At 41.3% G+C, this 18,211-nt stretch carries 15 protein-coding genes; 9 read left to right on the forward strand and 6 right to left on the reverse strand.

Going from position 1 to position 18,211, the window contains the following annotated elements; translation table 11 throughout:
- Nucleotides 1-6: 6 nt before the first annotated feature.
- Entirely contained in the window at nt 7-891 is an 885-nt protein-coding gene (locus tag M1E86_RS09580) for a DUF362 domain-containing protein (protein ID WP_213912725.1), read from the forward strand.
- A 41-nt stretch (nt 892-932) separates the two neighbouring features.
- Here M1E86_RS09580 and M1E86_RS09585 read toward each other — a convergent pair whose 3' ends face one another.
- Together M1E86_RS09585 and M1E86_RS09590 are read right to left on the reverse strand one after the other, a co-directional pair.
- On the reverse strand, nt 933-1,337 hold the full coding sequence (locus M1E86_RS09585) for an alpha/beta fold hydrolase (protein ID WP_426099394.1): 405 nt from the start codon (nt 1,335-1,337) through the stop codon (nt 933-935).
- Nucleotides 1,321-1,815 (reverse strand): alpha/beta fold hydrolase, encoded by a 495-nt coding sequence (locus M1E86_RS09590; protein WP_426099396.1) that lies wholly within the window; start codon nt 1,813-1,815, stop codon nt 1,321-1,323. Before M1E86_RS09590 ends, M1E86_RS09585 begins: the two co-directional genes overlap by 17 nt.
- Before the next feature lie 243 nt (nt 1,816-2,058).
- On the opposite strand from M1E86_RS09590, the gene M1E86_RS09595 reads away from it, so the two are divergent.
- Entirely contained in the window at nt 2,059-2,595 is a 537-nt protein-coding gene (locus tag M1E86_RS09595; RefSeq protein WP_102138544.1) for a metallophosphoesterase family protein, read from the forward strand.
- Here M1E86_RS09595 and M1E86_RS09600 read toward each other — a convergent pair.
- From M1E86_RS09600 to M1E86_RS09610, 3 genes are all read right to left on the reverse strand, one after another.
- Nucleotides 2,592-3,221: a helix-turn-helix transcriptional regulator gene (locus M1E86_RS09600; protein WP_102138545.1), complete on the reverse strand. Its 630-nt coding sequence runs from the start codon at nt 3,219-3,221 to the stop codon at nt 2,592-2,594. The two genes, M1E86_RS09595 and M1E86_RS09600, sit on opposite strands and share 4 nt — an antisense overlap.
- 130 nt (nt 3,222-3,351) lie before the next feature.
- Nucleotides 3,352-4,317, reverse strand: a complete 966-nt coding sequence (locus M1E86_RS09605) for a threo-3-hydroxy-L-aspartate ammonia-lyase (protein ID WP_125894729.1) — start codon at nt 4,315-4,317, stop codon at nt 3,352-3,354.
- Between the two features lie 27 nt (nt 4,318-4,344).
- On the reverse strand, nt 4,345-4,749 hold the full coding sequence (locus M1E86_RS09610) for a Rid family hydrolase (RefSeq protein WP_213912723.1): 405 nt from the start codon (nt 4,747-4,749) through the stop codon (nt 4,345-4,347).
- A 356-nt stretch (nt 4,750-5,105) separates the two neighbouring features.
- On the opposite strand from M1E86_RS09610, the gene M1E86_RS09615 reads away from it, so the two are divergent.
- The 5 genes from M1E86_RS09615 to M1E86_RS09635 all read left to right on the forward strand — a co-directional run bounded on the left by M1E86_RS09615 (nt 5,106) and on the right by M1E86_RS09635 (nt 15,825).
- Nucleotides 5,106-8,840: a DUF4132 domain-containing protein gene (locus M1E86_RS09615; protein WP_426099400.1), complete on the forward strand. Its 3,735-nt coding sequence runs from the start codon at nt 5,106-5,108 to the stop codon at nt 8,838-8,840.
- Between the two features lie 24 nt (nt 8,841-8,864).
- A complete protein-coding gene (locus M1E86_RS09620; protein ID WP_248466547.1) occupies nt 8,865-9,974 on the forward strand; it encodes an ATP-binding protein in 1,110 nt (369 codons plus the stop codon).
- A gap of 105 nt (nt 9,975-10,079) precedes the next feature.
- Complete coding sequence (locus M1E86_RS09625; protein WP_213912720.1) at nt 10,080-12,626, forward strand: DUF5682 family protein; 2,547 nt, start codon at nt 10,080-10,082, stop codon at nt 12,624-12,626.
- Nucleotides 12,626-13,780, forward strand: a complete 1,155-nt coding sequence (locus M1E86_RS09630; RefSeq protein ID WP_213912719.1) for a VWA domain-containing protein — start codon at nt 12,626-12,628, stop codon at nt 13,778-13,780. Before M1E86_RS09625 ends, M1E86_RS09630 begins: the two co-directional genes overlap by 1 nt.
- Nucleotides 13,777-15,825, forward strand: coding sequence for an SWIM zinc finger domain-containing protein (locus tag M1E86_RS09635; protein ID WP_213912718.1), 2,049 nt, complete (start codon nt 13,777-13,779; stop codon nt 15,823-15,825). Before M1E86_RS09630 ends, M1E86_RS09635 begins: the two co-directional genes overlap by 4 nt.
- Nucleotides 15,826-15,871: 46 nt before the next feature.
- Here M1E86_RS09635 and M1E86_RS09640 read toward each other — a convergent pair whose 3' ends face one another.
- The gene (locus M1E86_RS09640) at nt 15,872-16,366 is read right to left on the reverse strand and encodes a MarR family winged helix-turn-helix transcriptional regulator (protein WP_213912717.1); all 495 of its coding nucleotides are present in this window, start codon (nt 16,364-16,366) and stop codon (nt 15,872-15,874) included.
- Between the two features lie 84 nt (nt 16,367-16,450).
- Here M1E86_RS09640 and M1E86_RS09645 point away from each other — a divergent pair, with 84 nt between their 5' ends.
- On the forward strand, nt 16,451-17,323 hold the full coding sequence (locus M1E86_RS09645) for an EamA family transporter (RefSeq protein WP_213912716.1): 873 nt from the start codon (nt 16,451-16,453) through the stop codon (nt 17,321-17,323).
- A gap of 116 nt (nt 17,324-17,439) precedes the next feature.
- Entirely contained in the window at nt 17,440-18,075 is a 636-nt protein-coding gene (gene alkB / locus M1E86_RS09650; RefSeq protein WP_213912715.1) for a DNA oxidative demethylase AlkB, read from the forward strand.
- Nucleotides 18,076-18,211 lie beyond the last annotated feature (136 nt).

Below are 18,211 nucleotides of genomic sequence, written 5' to 3' on the forward strand. Positions count from 1 at the left end.
ATAGCAATGAGACGTTTTATTAGTTTAGAGTTGCCTCCTGAACCTATAATTAATGGCCAGTGCGTAAGAAAACGCCTGAAAAATAGTATTTGTGATAATTGTGCCACCAGCTGTCCCGTCGGTGCGGTATCGTTTAGCCATATGAATGCAGAAATTAATAATGAATTATGTTTTCAATGTGGTAATTGTTTGTTTGCGTGCCCTGTAGATGCTATTGAAAATATCAGCCCCCATGAACGTAGTTATCAAGGGGAGTATCTGATAGTAAACCATGATGAGCCTATTGCGAATGAGGATGAATTGATTGTTTGGCATCGGCAATATGGGATCCGTGGCATGCAAATTGCTGAACCCTGGGTTGATAAATGGTTGCCAGCGATTGCAGCATTAAATTTAAAGCTCAAAGCGTTACAAGAACCTATTTGGCAATTACGTATTGTTCAGCCGGAACAAGTCGATAGTGGTCGCCGTATGATGCTATTTCGTCAAAAATTGGATTCGAAACCTTTGGACAAAGGGCAGGTGAAAACTGGGCTAAATGCGAGAAAGCAATTTTATCCAGAAGATAGTTGGTTTAAAGTCGAGTTAGACACGGAAAAGTGCATTCTCTGTGGTGCTTGTGCAAAAATGTGTGATGAGCATGCGATAGAAATTGAAAATAACCAATTTTTGATAGATGAAAAACGTTGTACGGGTTGTATGAGCTGCCAAGTCGTTTGTTTTCCTAAATCTATTCATGTACAAACCTATACAGCTAAAAACAACGTGCCGAAAATCTTCCATTATTATGATGGGAAGTGTAATACTTGCCATTTACCATTCTCTTCTTGGGAAGAAAATACCCATATTTGTCCAATTTGTGCTCAGCATAAGAAACAAGGGTGGTTATGATAGTAACTAAGGCTCATTTTAAGAGCCTTAGGGCGTCTAATTTATTGGTTTAAATGTTCAAGGATCAGCTTGGCTATTAATGGGTTAATCATTGGTGGCGTTTCGTGGCCCATACCTTCAACAACTTCCAATTTTGCGTTAGGAATATTGTCAGCAATATCTTGCCCTGCGGCTAAAGGGAAGAGCGGGTCGATTGAACCATGAATAACCAACGTTGGTACGTTAATTTGCTGAATATAAGGGCGCAAATCTCCGGTAACGGCAACCGCAACAATTTGGCGTTTAGTGCCTTCCGGTGAATGATTGCGCGCGAGTGATTGCAGTATATATTCACGATAATAATTTTCGTCAAATGGGCCGAATGTTGAGCTGATCCGACGATAAAATGCAAGTTGTCCTGATAAATACCCTTCTAAATCCTCTTTTGGGTTAGCACCTGGGCTCATCAGCATTTTGCATTACATCGGGAGCACTTTGTGGCAGCGCTGGGTTCCCTGTTGATGACATGATTGTGCAAAGAGAGAGTGTACGTTCAGGGAATTTCGCTGCGACTATTTGCGCTATCATTCCGCCCATAGAACGTCCAATAACGTGGGCTTTATCAATAGATAATGTATCCAATAGATGGATAATATCTTCAGCCATATCGAATAAAGTATAAGGAATAGTGAAAGGCTCACCTTTTTGCATTTTTTCAACCAATTCCCCTAAATTAATAGATGGAAACTCATTGATATGATGAGATAAACCCGCATCACGGTTATCTATACGTAAGAGATAAAAACCGGCATCTGCAATCTCCTGACAAAAATCGGAGGTCCAGCTAATGTTATGGCCACCTAAACCAGGAATAAGGACAATTGCAGGGTTATCTGGTGTTCCAAATGAGTCATAAAAAAGTGGAGATGAATTAGTTTTGATCATTTTTCTTCCGGGATCGTTTATTAATGAATAGTGCTATTTATATGCCGTAGTTTCGTTGTAATTGCGAGCCATAAAAATTGGCAATGATTACCTTTGATATAATTGAAATATACCATGCCAACGCAATATAAGTCTGTTTTTCAGTCAATTCCGTAAAGCAATTAAAAATCATTGAGATATGATAAGTAGTAAGCAAATCGTTTGCTTGAGTAGAATAATTATTAATATATTTTTAGGTTTTATATGATTTACTTTATTTCAGATACCCATTTTTGTCATTCGAACATTATTAACCTATGTGATCGCCCATTTAAAAGCACCAGTCACATGAATGATACATTAATTCATAACTGGAATGCGTATGTTACTGATCATGATGAGATTTACATACTCGGTGATTTTTTATACAAGGGTAATGGTGCGGATGCCAATAAAATATTACGCCGCTTAGCAGGGAAAAAATATTTGATCCGCGGCAACCATGATAAATTTTTAGATGACCCCGAATTTGACCAATCGTTATTTGAATGGGTTAAAAGCTATCATGAGTTGGAATATCAAAAACAAAAATTAGTGTTATTCCATTACCCAATACTAGAATGGCAAGGTTTCTTCCGTGACGCGATTCACTTATATGGACATGTTCATAATTCAGGTAAAGACCCCGAGCAGTTTAAGCGTTTAGCGGTATTAGGGCCCCGGGCTATTAATGTTGGTGTGGATGTGAATAATTTTTTCCCTATTAGTATTAAACAGATATTAAAAAAGGCAAATAGTTAACTTTCTTTTTTTGCATACAAATAAACTGAAGCTCTTGATACTCCTAAGTGTTGTGCCACTGTTTCCATAGATTTTTTGATATCTAACAGGCCTTCATTGCGCAGCACTTCAATTAAGTTTTTTCTTTCGTCTGCTTTCAATGTCCGAGGTGTCGCTGCTAAGGTTGCTGCATATTGGTCGATACGCATGCGAATGGCTTCCGCGCCATTAGGCTCAATATGCTCTTTTATTGGGCTATTTCCCACATCTATAAACTGCGACAGCATACTTTGCATGCCTCTAAACAACGTCATATCCAGATTTAAACACAATGCTGCGATATATTGCCCTGACTCATCTTTAATGCCAATCGACGTACTTTTTACAGGGCGCCCATCAGAAAATTGGTTGGTATAATTGGCGATGATGTTCGGAAAATCTGCAGATTCAATTCTTGCATGACCGAGTTCAGTAGTCGGTTCACCAACTTGGCGACCAGATAAGTTATTATGAATCGAAAGGATTGAGTGTTCTGGGTTTTTAAGGTCGTGTACAACGACTTCACAAAAAGGCGCAAATGTTTCACTAAGACCTTTAGCAATAATTTCGACTTGAGCCAGTAATGAATTATCTTTTTGATCTGACATGTTATTTCCCTTCATCTATCAAGCGGTAATAGTTAATTTTAACCTATTTTCAGTGTTGCTAATAGATGAAGGGCGGTGAACATTGTGAAACACATTTTTTATGAAACTAATTATTCATGAAATGCATTCTTTATGAAACCAATTGTGCAAAGTGCTGAATGTCGACATTACCACCACTGACAATGATCCCCACACGCTTACCTTGAAACAGCTCTTTGTGGGCAAGGGCGGCAGCATAGGACAAGCAACCAGTTGGTTCAACGATAATTTTCATTCGTTCAGCATAAAACTTCATACGGTCAATAAGTTGTTCATCGGTTACAGTGAAAATATCATCAACCTTATTTTTAATAACGGCAAAGGTGTAGTTACCGAGATGTTGGGTTTGCGCACCGTCGGCGATGGTCTTTGGTGTATCGATATGCACAATTTCCCCTCGACGAAATGATTGTTGTGCATCATTGCCCGCTAAAGGTTCTACCCCATAAATTTGGCAATTAGGGGATAACTCTCTGGTTGCAATGGCACACCCAGAAAGTAAGCCTCCGCCACCTAAGCATACAAACAGGGCATCTAATTCACCCACTTCTTCAATCAGCTCTTTTGCTGCTGTGCCTTGGCCAGCGATGATATCAGGGTGGTCATAAGGAGGAATAATCGTTAACCCTTGTTCCGTTGCGAGTTGTTGGCAAAGTACTTCTCTGTCTTCTTTGTAGCGATCAAAACGGATAACGGTGGCACCGTAACCTTGCGTAGCGGCAACTTTCACGGCAGGTGCATCATTAGGCATTAGAATGGTGGCTGGAATGTGTAGAAGTTGTGCTGCTAAAGCGATGCCTTGCGCATGGTTACCAGAAGAAAATGCAATAACACCGGCTTTTTTCTGTTCAGGGCTTAATAAGCTTAACGCATTAAAGGCACCACGAAATTTAAAAGCCCCCATACGTTGGAAGTTTTCGCATTTAAAAAACAGCTCACCACCAAATTCTTTATTTGCGGTTGTTGAAGTAAGAACAGGGGTTTTATGCGCAAAACCCGCAATACGTTGTGCTGCTGCTTTCACATCTTGATAAGTCGGTAGTATTAATTCTGACATGATATAACCCCAATAAATAATAAGTCGTTAAACAGACACTGCAATTGCTTCAATTTCTAAGGCTGCGCCAAAATGAAGTTCAGAAACGCCTGCAACAGCACGGGCTGGGCGGTGCTCTCCTATCCACTTAGCATATATCTGGTTGAATAGCGGCCAGTTTTCCATATTTGCTATATAAACTCGGACTTGAACCAAATGCGTTTTATCACAATTAACGGAATTTAAGCATGCTTGTAAATTAGCAAGGACAAGGGCGGTTTGTTCTTGGAATGACGCGTTCGTAATGGCATTACCGAGTTTATCAACGGGCAATTGCCCTGAGATAAAAGCCAGTCCATTTGCAGTAATGCAGTGTGAATAGTGCCCTTTTGGTGCAATGAGTGTTGGTGCATTGACACATTCAATATTCACACTCTCAATAAGTTGACTCATATCGACCTCTCGATAAAAAACCATTGACTAGATTTTTAGTCTAATCTTAGATTATATGTTTAGTCAATACTTTCTTAGAGAATAAATTTGGTGTAAATAGCAACAAATTGTTATTGGAGTGTCCATCAACATGGCAAAAAGAAAAATATAAATATAAGTGAGTTAATCACGTGATTTATTGGGGAAAAGGTAATTATTAAGCGTAAATTCATCACTATATTCCTATAGGCAGAATTTAAAGTGGCTAGGTAGGCTAGGTGATATATCCTAATTGAAAATGATTAAGAATAATCAAATTGTGACGATATCATTAAAATGGTAAGAAGTTGTTATATAAATACTTTTAGGGATATCAGATGGCAAAGTTTACATTTAATCTTCTTTCAATCTTTGGAAAAAAAGAATTACCCGTTGCAGAAAAATATTTACAAGAAGCGTTTTTGCCTTTGTCAGTACTAGATGAAGCATTGCCTAAAACTGTTTTAGAGTATGTGTTAGATGGAAAATCGCCAGAAGTATTGGTTCAATTAAGCCAATTGGATAACGAAAAAGCCGTTATTTTACTCGATAAACCCGGTACCGTAGATTGGTGGTGGGGGAGAAATGGCTTTAACTCGAGTCAATATAATAAATTAATTCGCCAAGGGGCAAACGCAAGGCATAAGTTATATTCAAAAGTGGGGGATGGGGTTACTTCGTCTCAAATCGCCCGTTTTGCAAAAGTTTTAGCTGCGGCATGTCAAGATATTAATATTAAAGTATTAACGCCTGAATTACCGTCATGGGTGAGCTATTTAATGGGCGATGCCTTTGCAACAACCTATGATAATTCGCGGGATACCAAATTAGAGCATCGAAAACATTGGCATTTTGACCTACTAACGGAAATTATCGAACAAGAGACCGATAAACCAGCTAATACCATTTTATATATCATTTTCGATCGCCATCATTTATCTGATTATCATTATGATAACTTAAATCGTTTTTTTGCGATCCCGGGTTTCAAGGCGTATTTAATCGCAGAGCAAGCGTTTATTAAGCAGACGCTAGTCAATCACTTATCCGCGGCAGGGCAAATTCAATTAATCAATACGTTGAAGAAAGACGTTGACCTTTATACGCTTTTTGCTGACGTATTAGTTTCTTTCGCCACCAGCTCGTTAAAAACAGTGCGTGCAGCTGCGGAACCGACAATGGCAATTTTACCTGCACAATCGGTCACGCAACATTTAACCCAAATTTTAACAGAAGGGACGCCTAAACAGCGCACTCAAGCTGCAGATTTATTTGCTCGTATAGGCGAACATCGAGAGATATTAGAAGCTGCATTAACAACAGAAACGAATAAAACCGTCCTGAAAAGTATTGAAAGTGCGATTTCGAGATTTTCAGTGATGGATACCGCTAGCCAGGTTGAAGAAGCTGAGTTACCTGAATTCGTTGAATTAGAAGATACGCCACTGCCTGAAAGTGCAAAAACTATTTTAGTTGATAATTTCAATGAAATGCTGCAAAAAGCAAAAGAAAATGCAGAAAATGAAATGGAAGAAAATAGAAAGCAGACGCACAGCTACAACTGGGCGCAGCGTCATTACAAAGAATTCAAAAAGCTCAACGCACAAGCGTGTTGCAAGGTGATTGATAAACTGAATTCAGGTAAAGAAATTATTACTGACCATGAATATAGTGTGGTGAAATTTAAAGAACGTATTACTAACTTACCTGAATTTACGTTATTCCATGCATTACGTCTGATTAGCCATAACCGAACAAATGAAGAGCATCTATCCCATTACCATCTTACTCGAGAAGTTCCACCAAGAATTCTTGGACAAATTGAATTACGTCAATTAGAAAAAACGTTAACACAGTGCCATTTTAAAAATGCAACACGGTTGATCGCAGACCTTTGCCTACGTTCATATGCCAATGGGTTAGCCATTTTTAACCAGCCAGCACAAGTTTGGCCGTTTTTTATTCAACACCAAGATTTTATTGCAGAAGCATTGGGTTTAATTCCTCAACAAGAAAAGCAACGCCATTACCAAGAATATGATGCGGCGAGTGCAATTGATGTACTTGCCATGCTACCGACCATTCCCGCGCGATTTATTCCGCGTATTATGGAGTTGGCCCTTGGGGAAAATAAAACCCATCGTCTGAGTGCGCAGAAACTACTAGAGACATTACCGAATATTCACATCAATGCGGCAGAAGGATTAGACTCAGGCAAACAAGAAATTCGTGTCACAGCAATTGAATGGCTGGCACGATTGAAAAGCCCTGATTCATTGAAACCACTTTATGCTTTGTTAAAGAAAGAAAAACGGGAAGTTGTGCGAGCTGCCTTATTAACCGCTCTGGAACAATTTGGGGAAGATATTTCCGGTTACCTTGCGCCTAAAGTGTTATTAACAGAAGCGCAAAAAGGGCTAAAAGCGAAAGCCCCTGCCAGTATGGCGTGGTTTAACTTAGATACGTTGCCCGCATTGACGTGGCAAAATAATAAACCCGTCGAAGCTGATATTATTCGCTGGTGGGTGATCTTGGCGGTTAAATTAAAAATGCCAGCAGGTAATGGGTTATTGCAACGTTATATTGGTTTACTTTCAGTCGATAGCCAAAAGAAACTCGGCAGTTTTATTTTAAATAGTTTTATCGGTCAGGACATTGCTGGGCCATCATTAGAAGCGGCAATGGCGGAAGCCGAACGCGACGCGCCAAAGCGCTTAGCGAATTATCAAGATTGGGTGAAACGTTGGCCTGAATATTATAGCCAATATGAAAACTATACATTAGAGCAGACGTTTAATGAGATAAAAAATGAAGTTCTGCGCCGTTATTTAGGTTCCGCTATTAGTGATAAAGGAATGTTAGCACTGATTTGTGGTATTGAAGGGCACCTTGCCGTGACTACACTGCGTAATTATATGCGTGACCACTACCAACGGCGTGCACAAATTGAAGCCATGATTGATGCGGTGGCGACAAGCAATGACCCGCTCATCATTCAATTATTATTGTCGCTTTCTCGCCGTTATCGTACCGCGTCAGTTCAAGAAAAAGCGCGTAACCTGGTTGCTCAGATTGCCGAGCGTAATGGTTGGAGCGCCGATGAGCTTGCGGATAGAACTATCCCGACAGCGGGAATGGATGAAACCGGTATTTTGTCACTTGAATACGGTGACCGCACGTTCACGGCGAAACTGGATGCACAGCAAAAATTAGTTTTGTTTAATCCAGAAGGTAAAGAAATCAAAGCATTACCTGCTGCACGCAAAACAGACAATGAAGAGCTGGCTAAAGAATCTAAAAAGTTATTCACTGCGAGTAAAAAAGAGCTCAAACAAGTGATTGAACTACAAACCGCACGTTTGTATGAAGCGATGTGTGCAGAGCGCCTTTGGACAACCGCAGATTGGCAGGAATATATTCAAGCACACCCGGTGATGCGTGGTCTTATTGAAAAATTAGTCTGGATAGAAACCAAAGACAACAATACCCTGAATGTATTTCGTCCATCGGACGATGGCAGTTTATTAAATTTGGATGATGATGAAGTGACGTTATCCTCTGATTCTTATATCAAATTAGCCCATGCGGCATTGGTCAGTGAAGATGAACGTAAAGCGTGGATAGCACACTTTAAAGATTACAAAGTGAAATTTTTATTTTCACAAATGGAGCATAAAATCCCTGATTTAGATCTGAAATTAACCGAAATTGAAGACCGCAAAGGGTGGTTAACCGACACCTACACCTTGCGTGGCGTCTTGACGAAAATGGGTTACCAACGCGGGCAGGCGGAAGACGGTGGGAGTTTCACCCATTACGCAAAACATTTCACCAGCTTAGGGTTTTATGTCTATATCGAATTTAGTGGCAGTTATGTGCCTGAAGAAAATATCCCAGCTGTCTTATATTCATTAAGCTTTGAAAAATCACAACAAAGCTCATGGAACCGCAGCTATATCGAGTTAAAAGATATCCCACCTATTTTGTTAGCTGAAAGCTATGCGGATTATTTAAAAGTTGCGGATGCGTGTGCAGGTTTTGATCCTGAGTGGGAAAAGAAAACACCTTGGTAAGCGGGATTAACGTAGGATTTTAGAATGACTGACAATAAAAAAACAGAAGGGAATGTTCTGCGTGAAAGCGCAGAAATTCGTTTTGCTGACGAATTGGCCCGTTTAACCGAAGCGGATAAACAGAACCCAAAACCGCAAGGGTGGTTGCGATCGCCTCGTGCGGTTAGGCAATTTATCTTAGGTGATGGAACACTCAATATTTCTGCGAAATTTTTCGGTGATGATGCTTTAGTTGACCGCGCAATTGTGACGTTATTAGGCAAACAAGGGTTAATGTTAGTGGGGGAACCCGGAACAGCAAAATCCATGTTATCGGAGTTATTAGCTGCTGCAATTAGTGGTGACTCAGGCCTAACCATCCAAGGAACAGCGGGTACAACTGAAGATCATATTAAATATTCATGGAACTATGCTTTGTTACTGGCAGAAGGCCCGACAGAAAAGGCACTGGTGAGTTCACCGTTATACCAAGGCATGCAAGAAGGTAAAATTGTTCGTTTTGAAGAGATAACCCGCTGCCCACCTGAAATTCAAGATGTGCTGGTCAGTTTAATGTCAGAAAAACAAATGATGATCCCAGAAATGAAAGACAATGCACGGATCAGCGCGAAGCAAGGTTTTAATTTGATTGGTACAGCAAACTTACGTGATCGTGGTGTTCATGAAATGTCATCAGCGTTAAAACGTCGCTTTAATTTTGAAACAGTACGGCCAATCCAAGATCCCGCCTTTGAAATTGAGCTGATTAATAAGCAATTAACCACTGAGTTAGCCGACCTCAACGGCCAAGTGACAATTCCTAACAACGTTATTGAACTGTTAGTGACCACCTTTCAAGAACTGCGTTCAGGAAGTACCAAAGATGGGGGCAATATTAAAACCCCAGATGCGGTGATGTCGACAGCTGAAGCCGTGAATATTGCTTACGCATGTGCGCTTGAAGCCCATTACTTAGGCGATGGCACTTTAAACGCAGGCGCAGTTGCACGCCAGCTTATTGGTGTGGTGTTAAAAGATAATGCAGATGATATCAAACGGATGCGCTATTACATTGATAATGTCGCGAGAGAAAGGGCAAAACACAGCCAAGAGTGGAAAGCCTTTTTTGATGCATCAAGGGCGTTTTGGCAATAAATTTTTTATTGCAATAGCAGAGCCGCGAAGGCTCTGCGAATTCATCTTGATGAAAATTAAATCAGCAAAGGCCATTTAAGGCGAATAACCCCTAGGGAAACAGCGGTGAGCTTGCTATCGATACCTTTACCAGAACGCATTGAAAAAGCATTACAAGATAGGCGACAACTTGAGTCAGTGGGTATTTATTTTGCGCCAATTCGCCATCATAGTCCTGCGTGTGCATACAGCACACTGTCTTTGATTGAGCACATAAAACCCGATTACGTTTTAATTGAAGGGCCTGATAGTTTTAATGGGCTACTGACAAGTTTGCTACATCATGATGCTCAGCCACCTGTCGCTATTATGGCGCAAACAGAGTTAAAACGCGCACAAGAGGACGATAAAAGTGACGCTGTCACTCGCTCTGCCTATTTTCCTTTTTGTGACTATTCCCCTGAATGGCAAGCTTTACAAATAGGCCAGCAATGCCAAGCTCAATTACGTTTTATTGATTTACCTTGGACAGCACAAGTCAATGAAGACGAAGCCAATGACCTGCAATCTCAAAGCTTGCAGAAAGAGCGCTACTTAGCACATAGCTTATTTATTAGTCAGCTTGCGAAAAAAAGTGGTTGCCGTGACCATGATGAATTATGGGAACAGATTTTTGAATTACGAGCGATTGAACAGCTTGCGGATTGGCCCGCTTTTTTTATGGATAGCTTCATTTGGTGTGCATTGGCACGACTTGATTATGAACCCCAAGTTCTTGAGTCAGAAGGTTCCATCCAACGTGAGCAATATATGCAATCGCATATCCAAACCATCAAATCACAACATCAGGACGCTAAAATTGTGGTGGTAACGGGGGGCTTTCATACCCTTGCGTTACTTGAAGGGTTGGAAGAGGCGTGCAAACAGCAGTTTAAGCTTTCTGCGGCACAACAAAAAGCGTTTATCCAACAGCAAAAACTGGGGGAACAAGACAAGGCTTGGTTTATTCGCTATAGCTATGACAAACTCGATGCATTGAATGGCTATGCATCAGGGATGCCTTCCCCCGCATTTTACCAGCAATCGTGGTTATCATTATTAGAGCAACGCCAAGCCCAGATGGCAGGCGACAATCAACCTACACAAGCTTATCGAAATCGTTTAGGTGTTGCCTATCTGTCTAAAGTTGCGCATGTCTTACGTGAAAAACAATTTGAAGCCGCTCCTGGCTTTCTATCGGTTAAACTGGCCGCAGAGCAAAGCATTCGCCTTGCTGCCTTTCGTGGGCATGCAGGTCCTGGGCGCTATGATCTGTTAGATGGGTTACAAAGTGTTTTTATCAAAGGTAGCTTAGATGAGAGCCAAATCGAGCTTTGGCAGGAAATAAAAACCTGTTTTTCGGGTTTTTTGCTCGGGAAAATCCCCAAAGGGACAGCAACGCCTCCGCTGGTCACTGAAACTTATGAAATCGCAAAAAGTTTTCGTTTCAAACTTGATGATACCTTAAGTAAGGTGAGTCGCTTAGATGTCTATCGTAATCAACAACATCGTGCGCGTAGCCGATTCCTGCATTTATTAGCATTTCTCGATATCCATTTTGCGAAACATCTGTCTGGGCCAAATTTTTTGTCGGGCAACCAAATGGATTTATTGTTTGAAGAGTGGCAATACGCGTGGACGCCCAATGTTGAAGGGGAATTGATTGCCTTATCAGAAAAAGGGACGCAACTCAAAGCGATAGCGCTAAATCGTTTGTTTGAAATGGAAAAAAATTTAGAGCAACAAGGTGTTAGCCGTTCAAGCCAAAGTGCGGTCGGGTTACTCATGCAAGCTGCATTGATTGGCTTGCATCAACGGATGCCGGCATTATTTTCCTTGTTAGATGGTTATATTCAACAGGATACAAAGTTTGCGTCATTGATCGCGTGTGGTCATAAACTTGTTCATCTGTGGCGGGGTCGCCAATTCTTTGATATTGGCGATGGTTTTGCTATCGAAGCACGTTTAGATGCTCTGTTGCAACAAGCATTTTATTGCTTTGCACAAATTACGCAGGGGGATGAACAGCAGCAAGAACCCCATTTTTCAGCTTTGCTCTCTTGCCGTGAATTAATCACTTTCATGCCTGAAATCAATAAAAATCATGATTATACCAATGATTTTTATCAGGAATTAGACCGTTGTGAAGGTCAATTAAATCATACGCCGCTTTTAAAAGGCGCGGTGGATGCATTGCGCTATCTCGGGGCAAAAATAGATGAATCCGTCCTGACAGAAGAAATTAAACGTGCGTTCAGTACGGGTAGTGATCCTGAAATGGCTATTGGCTATTTTATTGGTGTTATGCGAACGGCGCCAGAGTTGGTTCTACGGATACCATTACTTATTGATATGTTAAATCAGCTGCTTAATGGATGGGATGAGGGGCGTTTTATTCAAGTGTTGCCCGATTTACGGTTTGCATTTAGCCAATTAACACCTAAACAAAATGCACAAATGGCAGAATATGTGGCACAAGACTTAGCGATTGAGGCCAAAGAACTCACATTGCACCAAACCGAATTTAATGAGCAACAAATGATGCAAGCTATTCAACTCGAACAACAATTACAAAGCCAGCTCATTGAATTAGGGTTGCAAAATTGGTTTTCTAGCGCTCAGGAAGGTAAATAATGAGTCAAAAAAATGTCACATTAACCCCTGAACAACTTCTACTGGCTAAGCGCTGGCGTTTAATACTCGGGCAATATGCCGATAACGCACTGGGCCAAGCCACCTTCAGTGCTGAAGAGTTGAAAATAGAACGTTCTTTGGATTTTTTATATCGACGAGAATACCAACGCCGAGGCTTAAAGCAAGAAGCAGGACGCCATGGTTCTTTAGATGCATCTCAATTAACTGCAGTTAATTGGTTAAACCAAGCCCGTAAATTGTTTCCTAATAGTACCTTTGAGCGGATGCAATCTCAGGCTTTAGAACGCTATGAGATCAGTAGTTTGTTAAAGGATCCACAGGCGCTCAATGCCATGGAACCAACAAAGTCCCTCGCAAAAGCGTTGTTAAGCCTGCGCGGGAAGATGAATGAAGAAACCCGTGATGCCGTTAAAAATATCATCCGCAAAGTTGTGGATGATATTCTAAGTCAAATGCGTAACCAATTTCGCCAAGCACTAACAGGGCGACGTAACCGCTTTCAACGTTCACTGATCCCAAATAGCCGTAATTTTGATTGGCGAGGAACGATTGCCGCTAATTTGAAAAATTACGATAAGCAAAATCAACGGTTAGTGATAAAGACACCTCATTTCAACTCTCGTCAGCAACAACATTTACCCTGGGATGTGATCCTGTGTGTAGACCAAAGTGGCTCGATGGCGAGTTCTATTATGTATGCGGCCGTGTGCGCGAGTATCTTAGCGGCATTACCGACTGTACGCGTATCTTTGGTCGTTTTTGATACTCAAATTGTTGATTTAAGCCACCTTGCACACGACCCTGTTGAAGTGTTAATGACCGTGCAATTGGGTGGCGGAACGGATATCGCTAAAGCGATGCAATATTGTGAAAGTTTGATACGTAATCCAAAACGCACGGTGATTAGCTTAATCAGTGATTTTGAAGAGGGTGGCGCGCTGAATCATTTACTCAATTGCACACAACGTTTGCATAGCCAACAAGTTAAATTATTAGGTTTAGCAGCGCTAGATGATGAAGCACTTCCCGTTTATGATCCTGAAATTGCCCAAAAACTCGCAGATAGAGGGATGCATGTTGCTGCATTAACCCCGGAACATTTTGCCCAATGGTTAGCAGAGGTCATGCAATGAGTTGGAAAAACAGTTATTTACAGTATGACGACGATGCTTTAACTGTATTTGCGAATGTGGGGTTACTTAGACGTGCCCGCAAAGATGTTGAAAACCAAAAGGTTATTCCAACAGACTTAGGAGCTGGCACATTCACGAGTGATGGGCAGAGCGTTTCTTTAGATGCGCAAGGGATCCAAAAGGCCACTTGTAATTGCCCCGCAACAGGGTGTTGTAAACACATTTTGGCAGCAGTTTTGTGGGTGCAGTCGAATACAATCGAAGAAAGTGATCCCGAAGAGTCGATTGCCAGTGAAAGTGACACAGTACTAAGCGAATTATTGGCACTGCAACCAGAGAGCCTAATCACACAAGCCACTAAGCTTGAACTTCGTTTAGCGTTGAAATTTGTCGCACAATGGCAAGACAACGAACTGGTTTATGACGCGCAACCCAACCAGTTAAAAATAAGTCTGCCAGAATATGATGAGCCCATTATTTATATGCGTAATAGTGGCTTGCAGGGCATGATTTCATCTCTCCCCGAAAAACAAAAAAAGGCGATTCACCTCGCGATTATTGCAAAACTGAAGCTTCAGCATGGCCAAGATTGGCATTGGCCAGAAGAACTCACCGCAGGTCAAGTTCAGCAACAGGGACTTAGCCAAGACGATAAAGTGGTGATGGATTCAATCGAACAATTTATTCAGGATATGTTACGGCAAGGGCTGTCGCATATTAGCCAAAGTAGTGCTAGCCAGTTGCAATTACTGAATATGTCAGCGCGTGCTGAAGGGTTGCCTCGCTTAGCTAAGGATATGAAACGCCTTAGCCAGCAAGTTAAACGCTTAGCTGATAAACATTTTACGATGGATGAAGGGCAAGTTTTGCGGTTAATTGCAGAAATATCAGCTTATTTGTACCAATTATCAGCGGCAAATGAACAGCAGCTGATTGAGCTCAAAGGGTTACAAAGACGGCAGTATAGCGAGCAACCGACAGAATTTGATTTATTGCCTATTGATGCAAACTGGTGGAAAACCGAGAGTGGTGCGATTGGGGCTACATTGAGTTTCTGGGATCGACAAAATAAAAAAATCATTCAATGCACGCAAGGTCGTAGTAATAGCCTTGACCCAACATTTAATCGACAAAATGTTTGGCAAACATTGTCGTTATGGAAACATACTGCAGAACATTTGATGAAAACCCCCTTTAGATTGCATTCACCAAGGTTATCTGAAGAGGGTGAGTTATCAGCTAGTGGCGAAAGCTACGCCGTTAGCGGCAAAGAAAAAGGGTTAACAGCCGATGATTACCTTAATATTAAAGCTGAATTCGGTTATACCGATTGGCAGTTAGTGGCTAACGAGTTACCTACACTCACACAGGACAATCGGTTTTCTCCCGTTTTATTGCATATTACTAATTATGAGCCGCTCTATTGGGATGAAACAGAACAATGTGTCTTGTGGACGGTGACTGATGCACAACAAAATCGGGCATTTTTACGGTTAAACTGGCAAGGGAGTGATGACCATAAAATTGAAGAGTTGCGGTTTATGACGAAACAGCAATGGCCAATTTGTGCTGTGACGGTGCAGGTAAGTTATTCGCAAGAGGCGATCCAGTTGGTGCCCAAGACGCTATGGTTAAAAAAGGAACAGGGTATTGAGCTGTTCTACTTAGACTTTGAAAGTACACCACGTAAGAAACAACGTTCAGGCTTTTTTAATAAAATTATCGAATATATGGCGAAAAAGCAGCAAAAAAGCCAAGTTTTTGTGCCTGAATTAACGTTGGCGAGCCAACTTGTTCGGCCAATACTTTCAGTATTAGAAACGCAAGCGTGTACAGGAAGAGAGTGCTTATCCCAAAATCAACAAAATGAAATTGCATATGTCATTAAAACGCTTGAGGATTTGGGGGCTCTTTGGTTGGCTAAACAATTCAAACCATTGATTGCCTCCAGTGACTTACAACCCGAAGTACTATTACAGTTAGTCTATTTATGTGACCGTTTTGAAAGGTTACAAATGCCATTGCCTTTTCAATTTAATCAATAACATAAGAGGGAGTAAGATCACTCCCTCATTATGTATCAACAGTGTGTTACTTCTCATTAGACTCAAATGACGCTAAGAATGTCCGCAGTAACTGATCTAATGCTTGTTGTTCTTTTTGCGATAATTTAGCAACGAGGCGGGCTTGGTTTTGTGTATGTGCTTCAATAAGTTGGTTGATTAGCGTTAAGCCTTCGGTTGTTAGTGAAACCAAAAAACCGCGGCCGTCATCAGGGTTGGCATGGCGGCTGACTAACCCCGCTTTTTCTAATTGGTCTATTCGGTTGGTCATTGTCCCCGATGTGACCATCAACGTCGATAGCATTTCCCCCGGGCTCAGCGTATAAGGGGATCCTGCTCGGCGCAATGTCGCAAGCACATCAAAGCTTGAGCGGTTAAGGCCAAATTGTGTGAAGACCTTTTCCATTTCACGAGTTAAGTGAAACGCGACGTTACCCAACCGACCAATTAACCCCATTGGGCTAATATCGAGGTCAGGGCGTTCTCTTTCCCACTGTTGAGTGATTTTATCTATTCTATCCATAGGCAAATAATGGCGCTTATTTATCTTGACGTCAAGGTAAAACCCACATATCTTGATGTCAAGATAAATTGAGAGAGTAAAAATATGAATCGTATAACGGTTTTAGGGCTGACCGCATTAGCACCGATCGTGTGGGGGAGCACATACTTAGTGACAACAGAAATGTTACCCGCAGGGATACCATTAACATTGGCAGTGTTGCGCGCATTACCAGCAGGCTTGCTACTGATATTCATTTTACGAAAGCTTCCTGAAGGTATTTGGTGGTTACGTGTGATGATATTGGGAGTTTTAAATTTTTCGTTATTTTGGTGGTTATTGTTTATTGCTGCATATCGCTTACCCGGTGGTGTGGCTGCAACGGTTGGTGCTGTACAGCCATTAATTGTTTTATTTTTAAGTCGTTGGTTGTTAAATAGCCGTTTATCACCGGTATCCATTATGGCATCAATTGCTGGGGTCTTCGGGGTGGCGATATTACTCTTAACACCAAATGCCGCTTTAGATCCGCTAGGCATTATTGCGGGGTTAGCTGGTGCATTATCAATGGCTGCAGGAACCGTATTGAGTCGCAGGTGGCAGCCACCTGTCAGTGCATTAACCTTTACATCATGGCAATTAACTGCGGGTGGGTTAGTATTATTACCGTTTGCCATTATCTTTGAGCCAGCGTTACCAACATTGAGTTCATTGAATTTAATTGGGTTAGGGTATCTAACACTTATTGGTGGGGCATTAACTTATGCCTTATGGTTCCGTGGACTTGCCATATTAGGCCCAAGTTCCGTTGCTTCGCTTGGTTTTTTAAGCCCCGTCAGTGCGGTGGTTCTAGGGTGGTTTTATCTCAACCAACAACTGAGTATCTTGCAATTCGTTGGCATGGTCGTCATTTTGCTCAGTGTGTGGGCGAGTCAGCGAGCGGAAACAAGAAAAGTGACTTTAGCTTATCAACGTTAAAGTCAACTCTATAGGCTGCTCATTACTGGTAAGTTGTTCATTGAATGTAATGAACAACTTTTTCCTGTGTTAATATCCATTAGAACATTCGCGCGGCCTATAAATGAGTGTCTAATATGTTATTTCCTGATGAAGATAATATCGTACAAATTGCACCAGACGCTTTTTTACTCAAAGGTTTTTTACTGGGGCAAAGTGATGCATTATTGCAGCTATTAAGCAACGTTATTGCTGCTAACCCATTAAGGCATATGGCAACACCTAATGGTTATCAAATGTCGGCAGCAATGACTAACTGCGGTGAGTGGGGTTGGGTAAGCGATGAGAAGGGATATCGCTATAGTCAGCGTGACCCTGTCACTAATGAACTATGGCAACCTATGCCTATTCCCTTTATTCAATTGGCTATTTCCGCAGCGAGCGCCGCTGGCTTTGACCATTTTATCCCAGATGCCTGTTTGATTAACCGCTATGCAATTGGCGCTGCAATGTCATTGCACCAAGACAAAAACGAATCAGACTTCACTCAGCCAATTGTCTCTTTTTCTTTAGGATTACCAGCCATGTTTGATTTTGGTGGGGTAACGCGAGAAGCGCCAAAAGTTGCAGTTTATTTAGAACATGGGGATGTCTTGGTATGGGGCGGTCAGTCGCGGTTAAATTATCATGGAGTACGTCGTATTAAATCAGGTGTACACCCATTGTTAGGGCCTTACCGCTACAACTTGACGTTTAGGCGTTCTCAACCCTAAATTCGTTTTTTACAGTATGCCAATTTATCCATTAAATTAACCATGAATGACTTAATATTTCATTTCAGTAGATTAAATAATATTAATCGTTAAATTTGGTATTTGTATAGAAAAATATCATTGAATAATAAATTGG

This window comes from Providencia sp. PROV200 (genome assembly GCF_049901995.1).
GTDB classification, from domain to species: Bacteria; Pseudomonadota; Gammaproteobacteria; order Enterobacterales; family Enterobacteriaceae; genus Providencia; species Providencia rettgeri_E.

Bases quoted from the DNA above. Each gene is read 5' to 3' on its own strand.
- M1E86_RS09610 (WP_213912723.1), bottom strand. From the start codon at position 4,749: ATGAGTCAACTTATTGAGAGTGTGAATATTGAATGTGTCAATGCACCA.
- M1E86_RS09640 (WP_213912717.1), bottom strand. From the start codon at position 16,366: ATGGATAGAATAGATAAAATCACTCAACAGTGGGAAAGAGAACGCCCT.
- M1E86_RS09590 (WP_426099396.1), bottom strand. From the start codon at position 1,815: ATGATCAAAACTAATTCATCTCCACTTTTTTATGACTCATTTGGAACA.
- M1E86_RS09630 (WP_213912719.1), top strand. From the start codon at position 12,626: ATGAGTCAAAAAAATGTCACATTAACCCCTGAACAACTTCTACTGGCT.
- alkB (WP_213912715.1), top strand. From the start codon at position 17,440: ATGTTATTTCCTGATGAAGATAATATCGTACAAATTGCACCAGACGCT.
- M1E86_RS09605 (WP_125894729.1), bottom strand. From the start codon at position 4,317: ATGTCAGAATTAATACTACCGACTTATCAAGATGTGAAAGCAGCAGCA.
- M1E86_RS09635 (WP_213912718.1), top strand. From the start codon at position 13,777: ATGAGTTGGAAAAACAGTTATTTACAGTATGACGACGATGCTTTAACT.
- M1E86_RS09615 (WP_426099400.1), top strand. From the start codon at position 5,106: ATGGCAAAGTTTACATTTAATCTTCTTTCAATCTTTGGAAAAAAAGAA.
- M1E86_RS09585 (WP_426099394.1), bottom strand. From the start codon at position 1,337: ATGAGCCCAGGTGCTAACCCAAAAGAGGATTTAGAAGGGTATTTATCA.
- M1E86_RS09600 (WP_102138545.1), bottom strand. From the start codon at position 3,221: ATGTCAGATCAAAAAGATAATTCATTACTGGCTCAAGTCGAAATTATT.
- M1E86_RS09580 (WP_213912725.1), top strand. From the start codon at position 7: ATGAGACGTTTTATTAGTTTAGAGTTGCCTCCTGAACCTATAATTAAT.
- M1E86_RS09595 (WP_102138544.1), top strand. From the start codon at position 2,059: ATGATTTACTTTATTTCAGATACCCATTTTTGTCATTCGAACATTATT.
- M1E86_RS09645 (WP_213912716.1), top strand. From the start codon at position 16,451: ATGAATCGTATAACGGTTTTAGGGCTGACCGCATTAGCACCGATCGTG.
- M1E86_RS09620 (WP_248466547.1), top strand. From the start codon at position 8,865: ATGACTGACAATAAAAAAACAGAAGGGAATGTTCTGCGTGAAAGCGCA.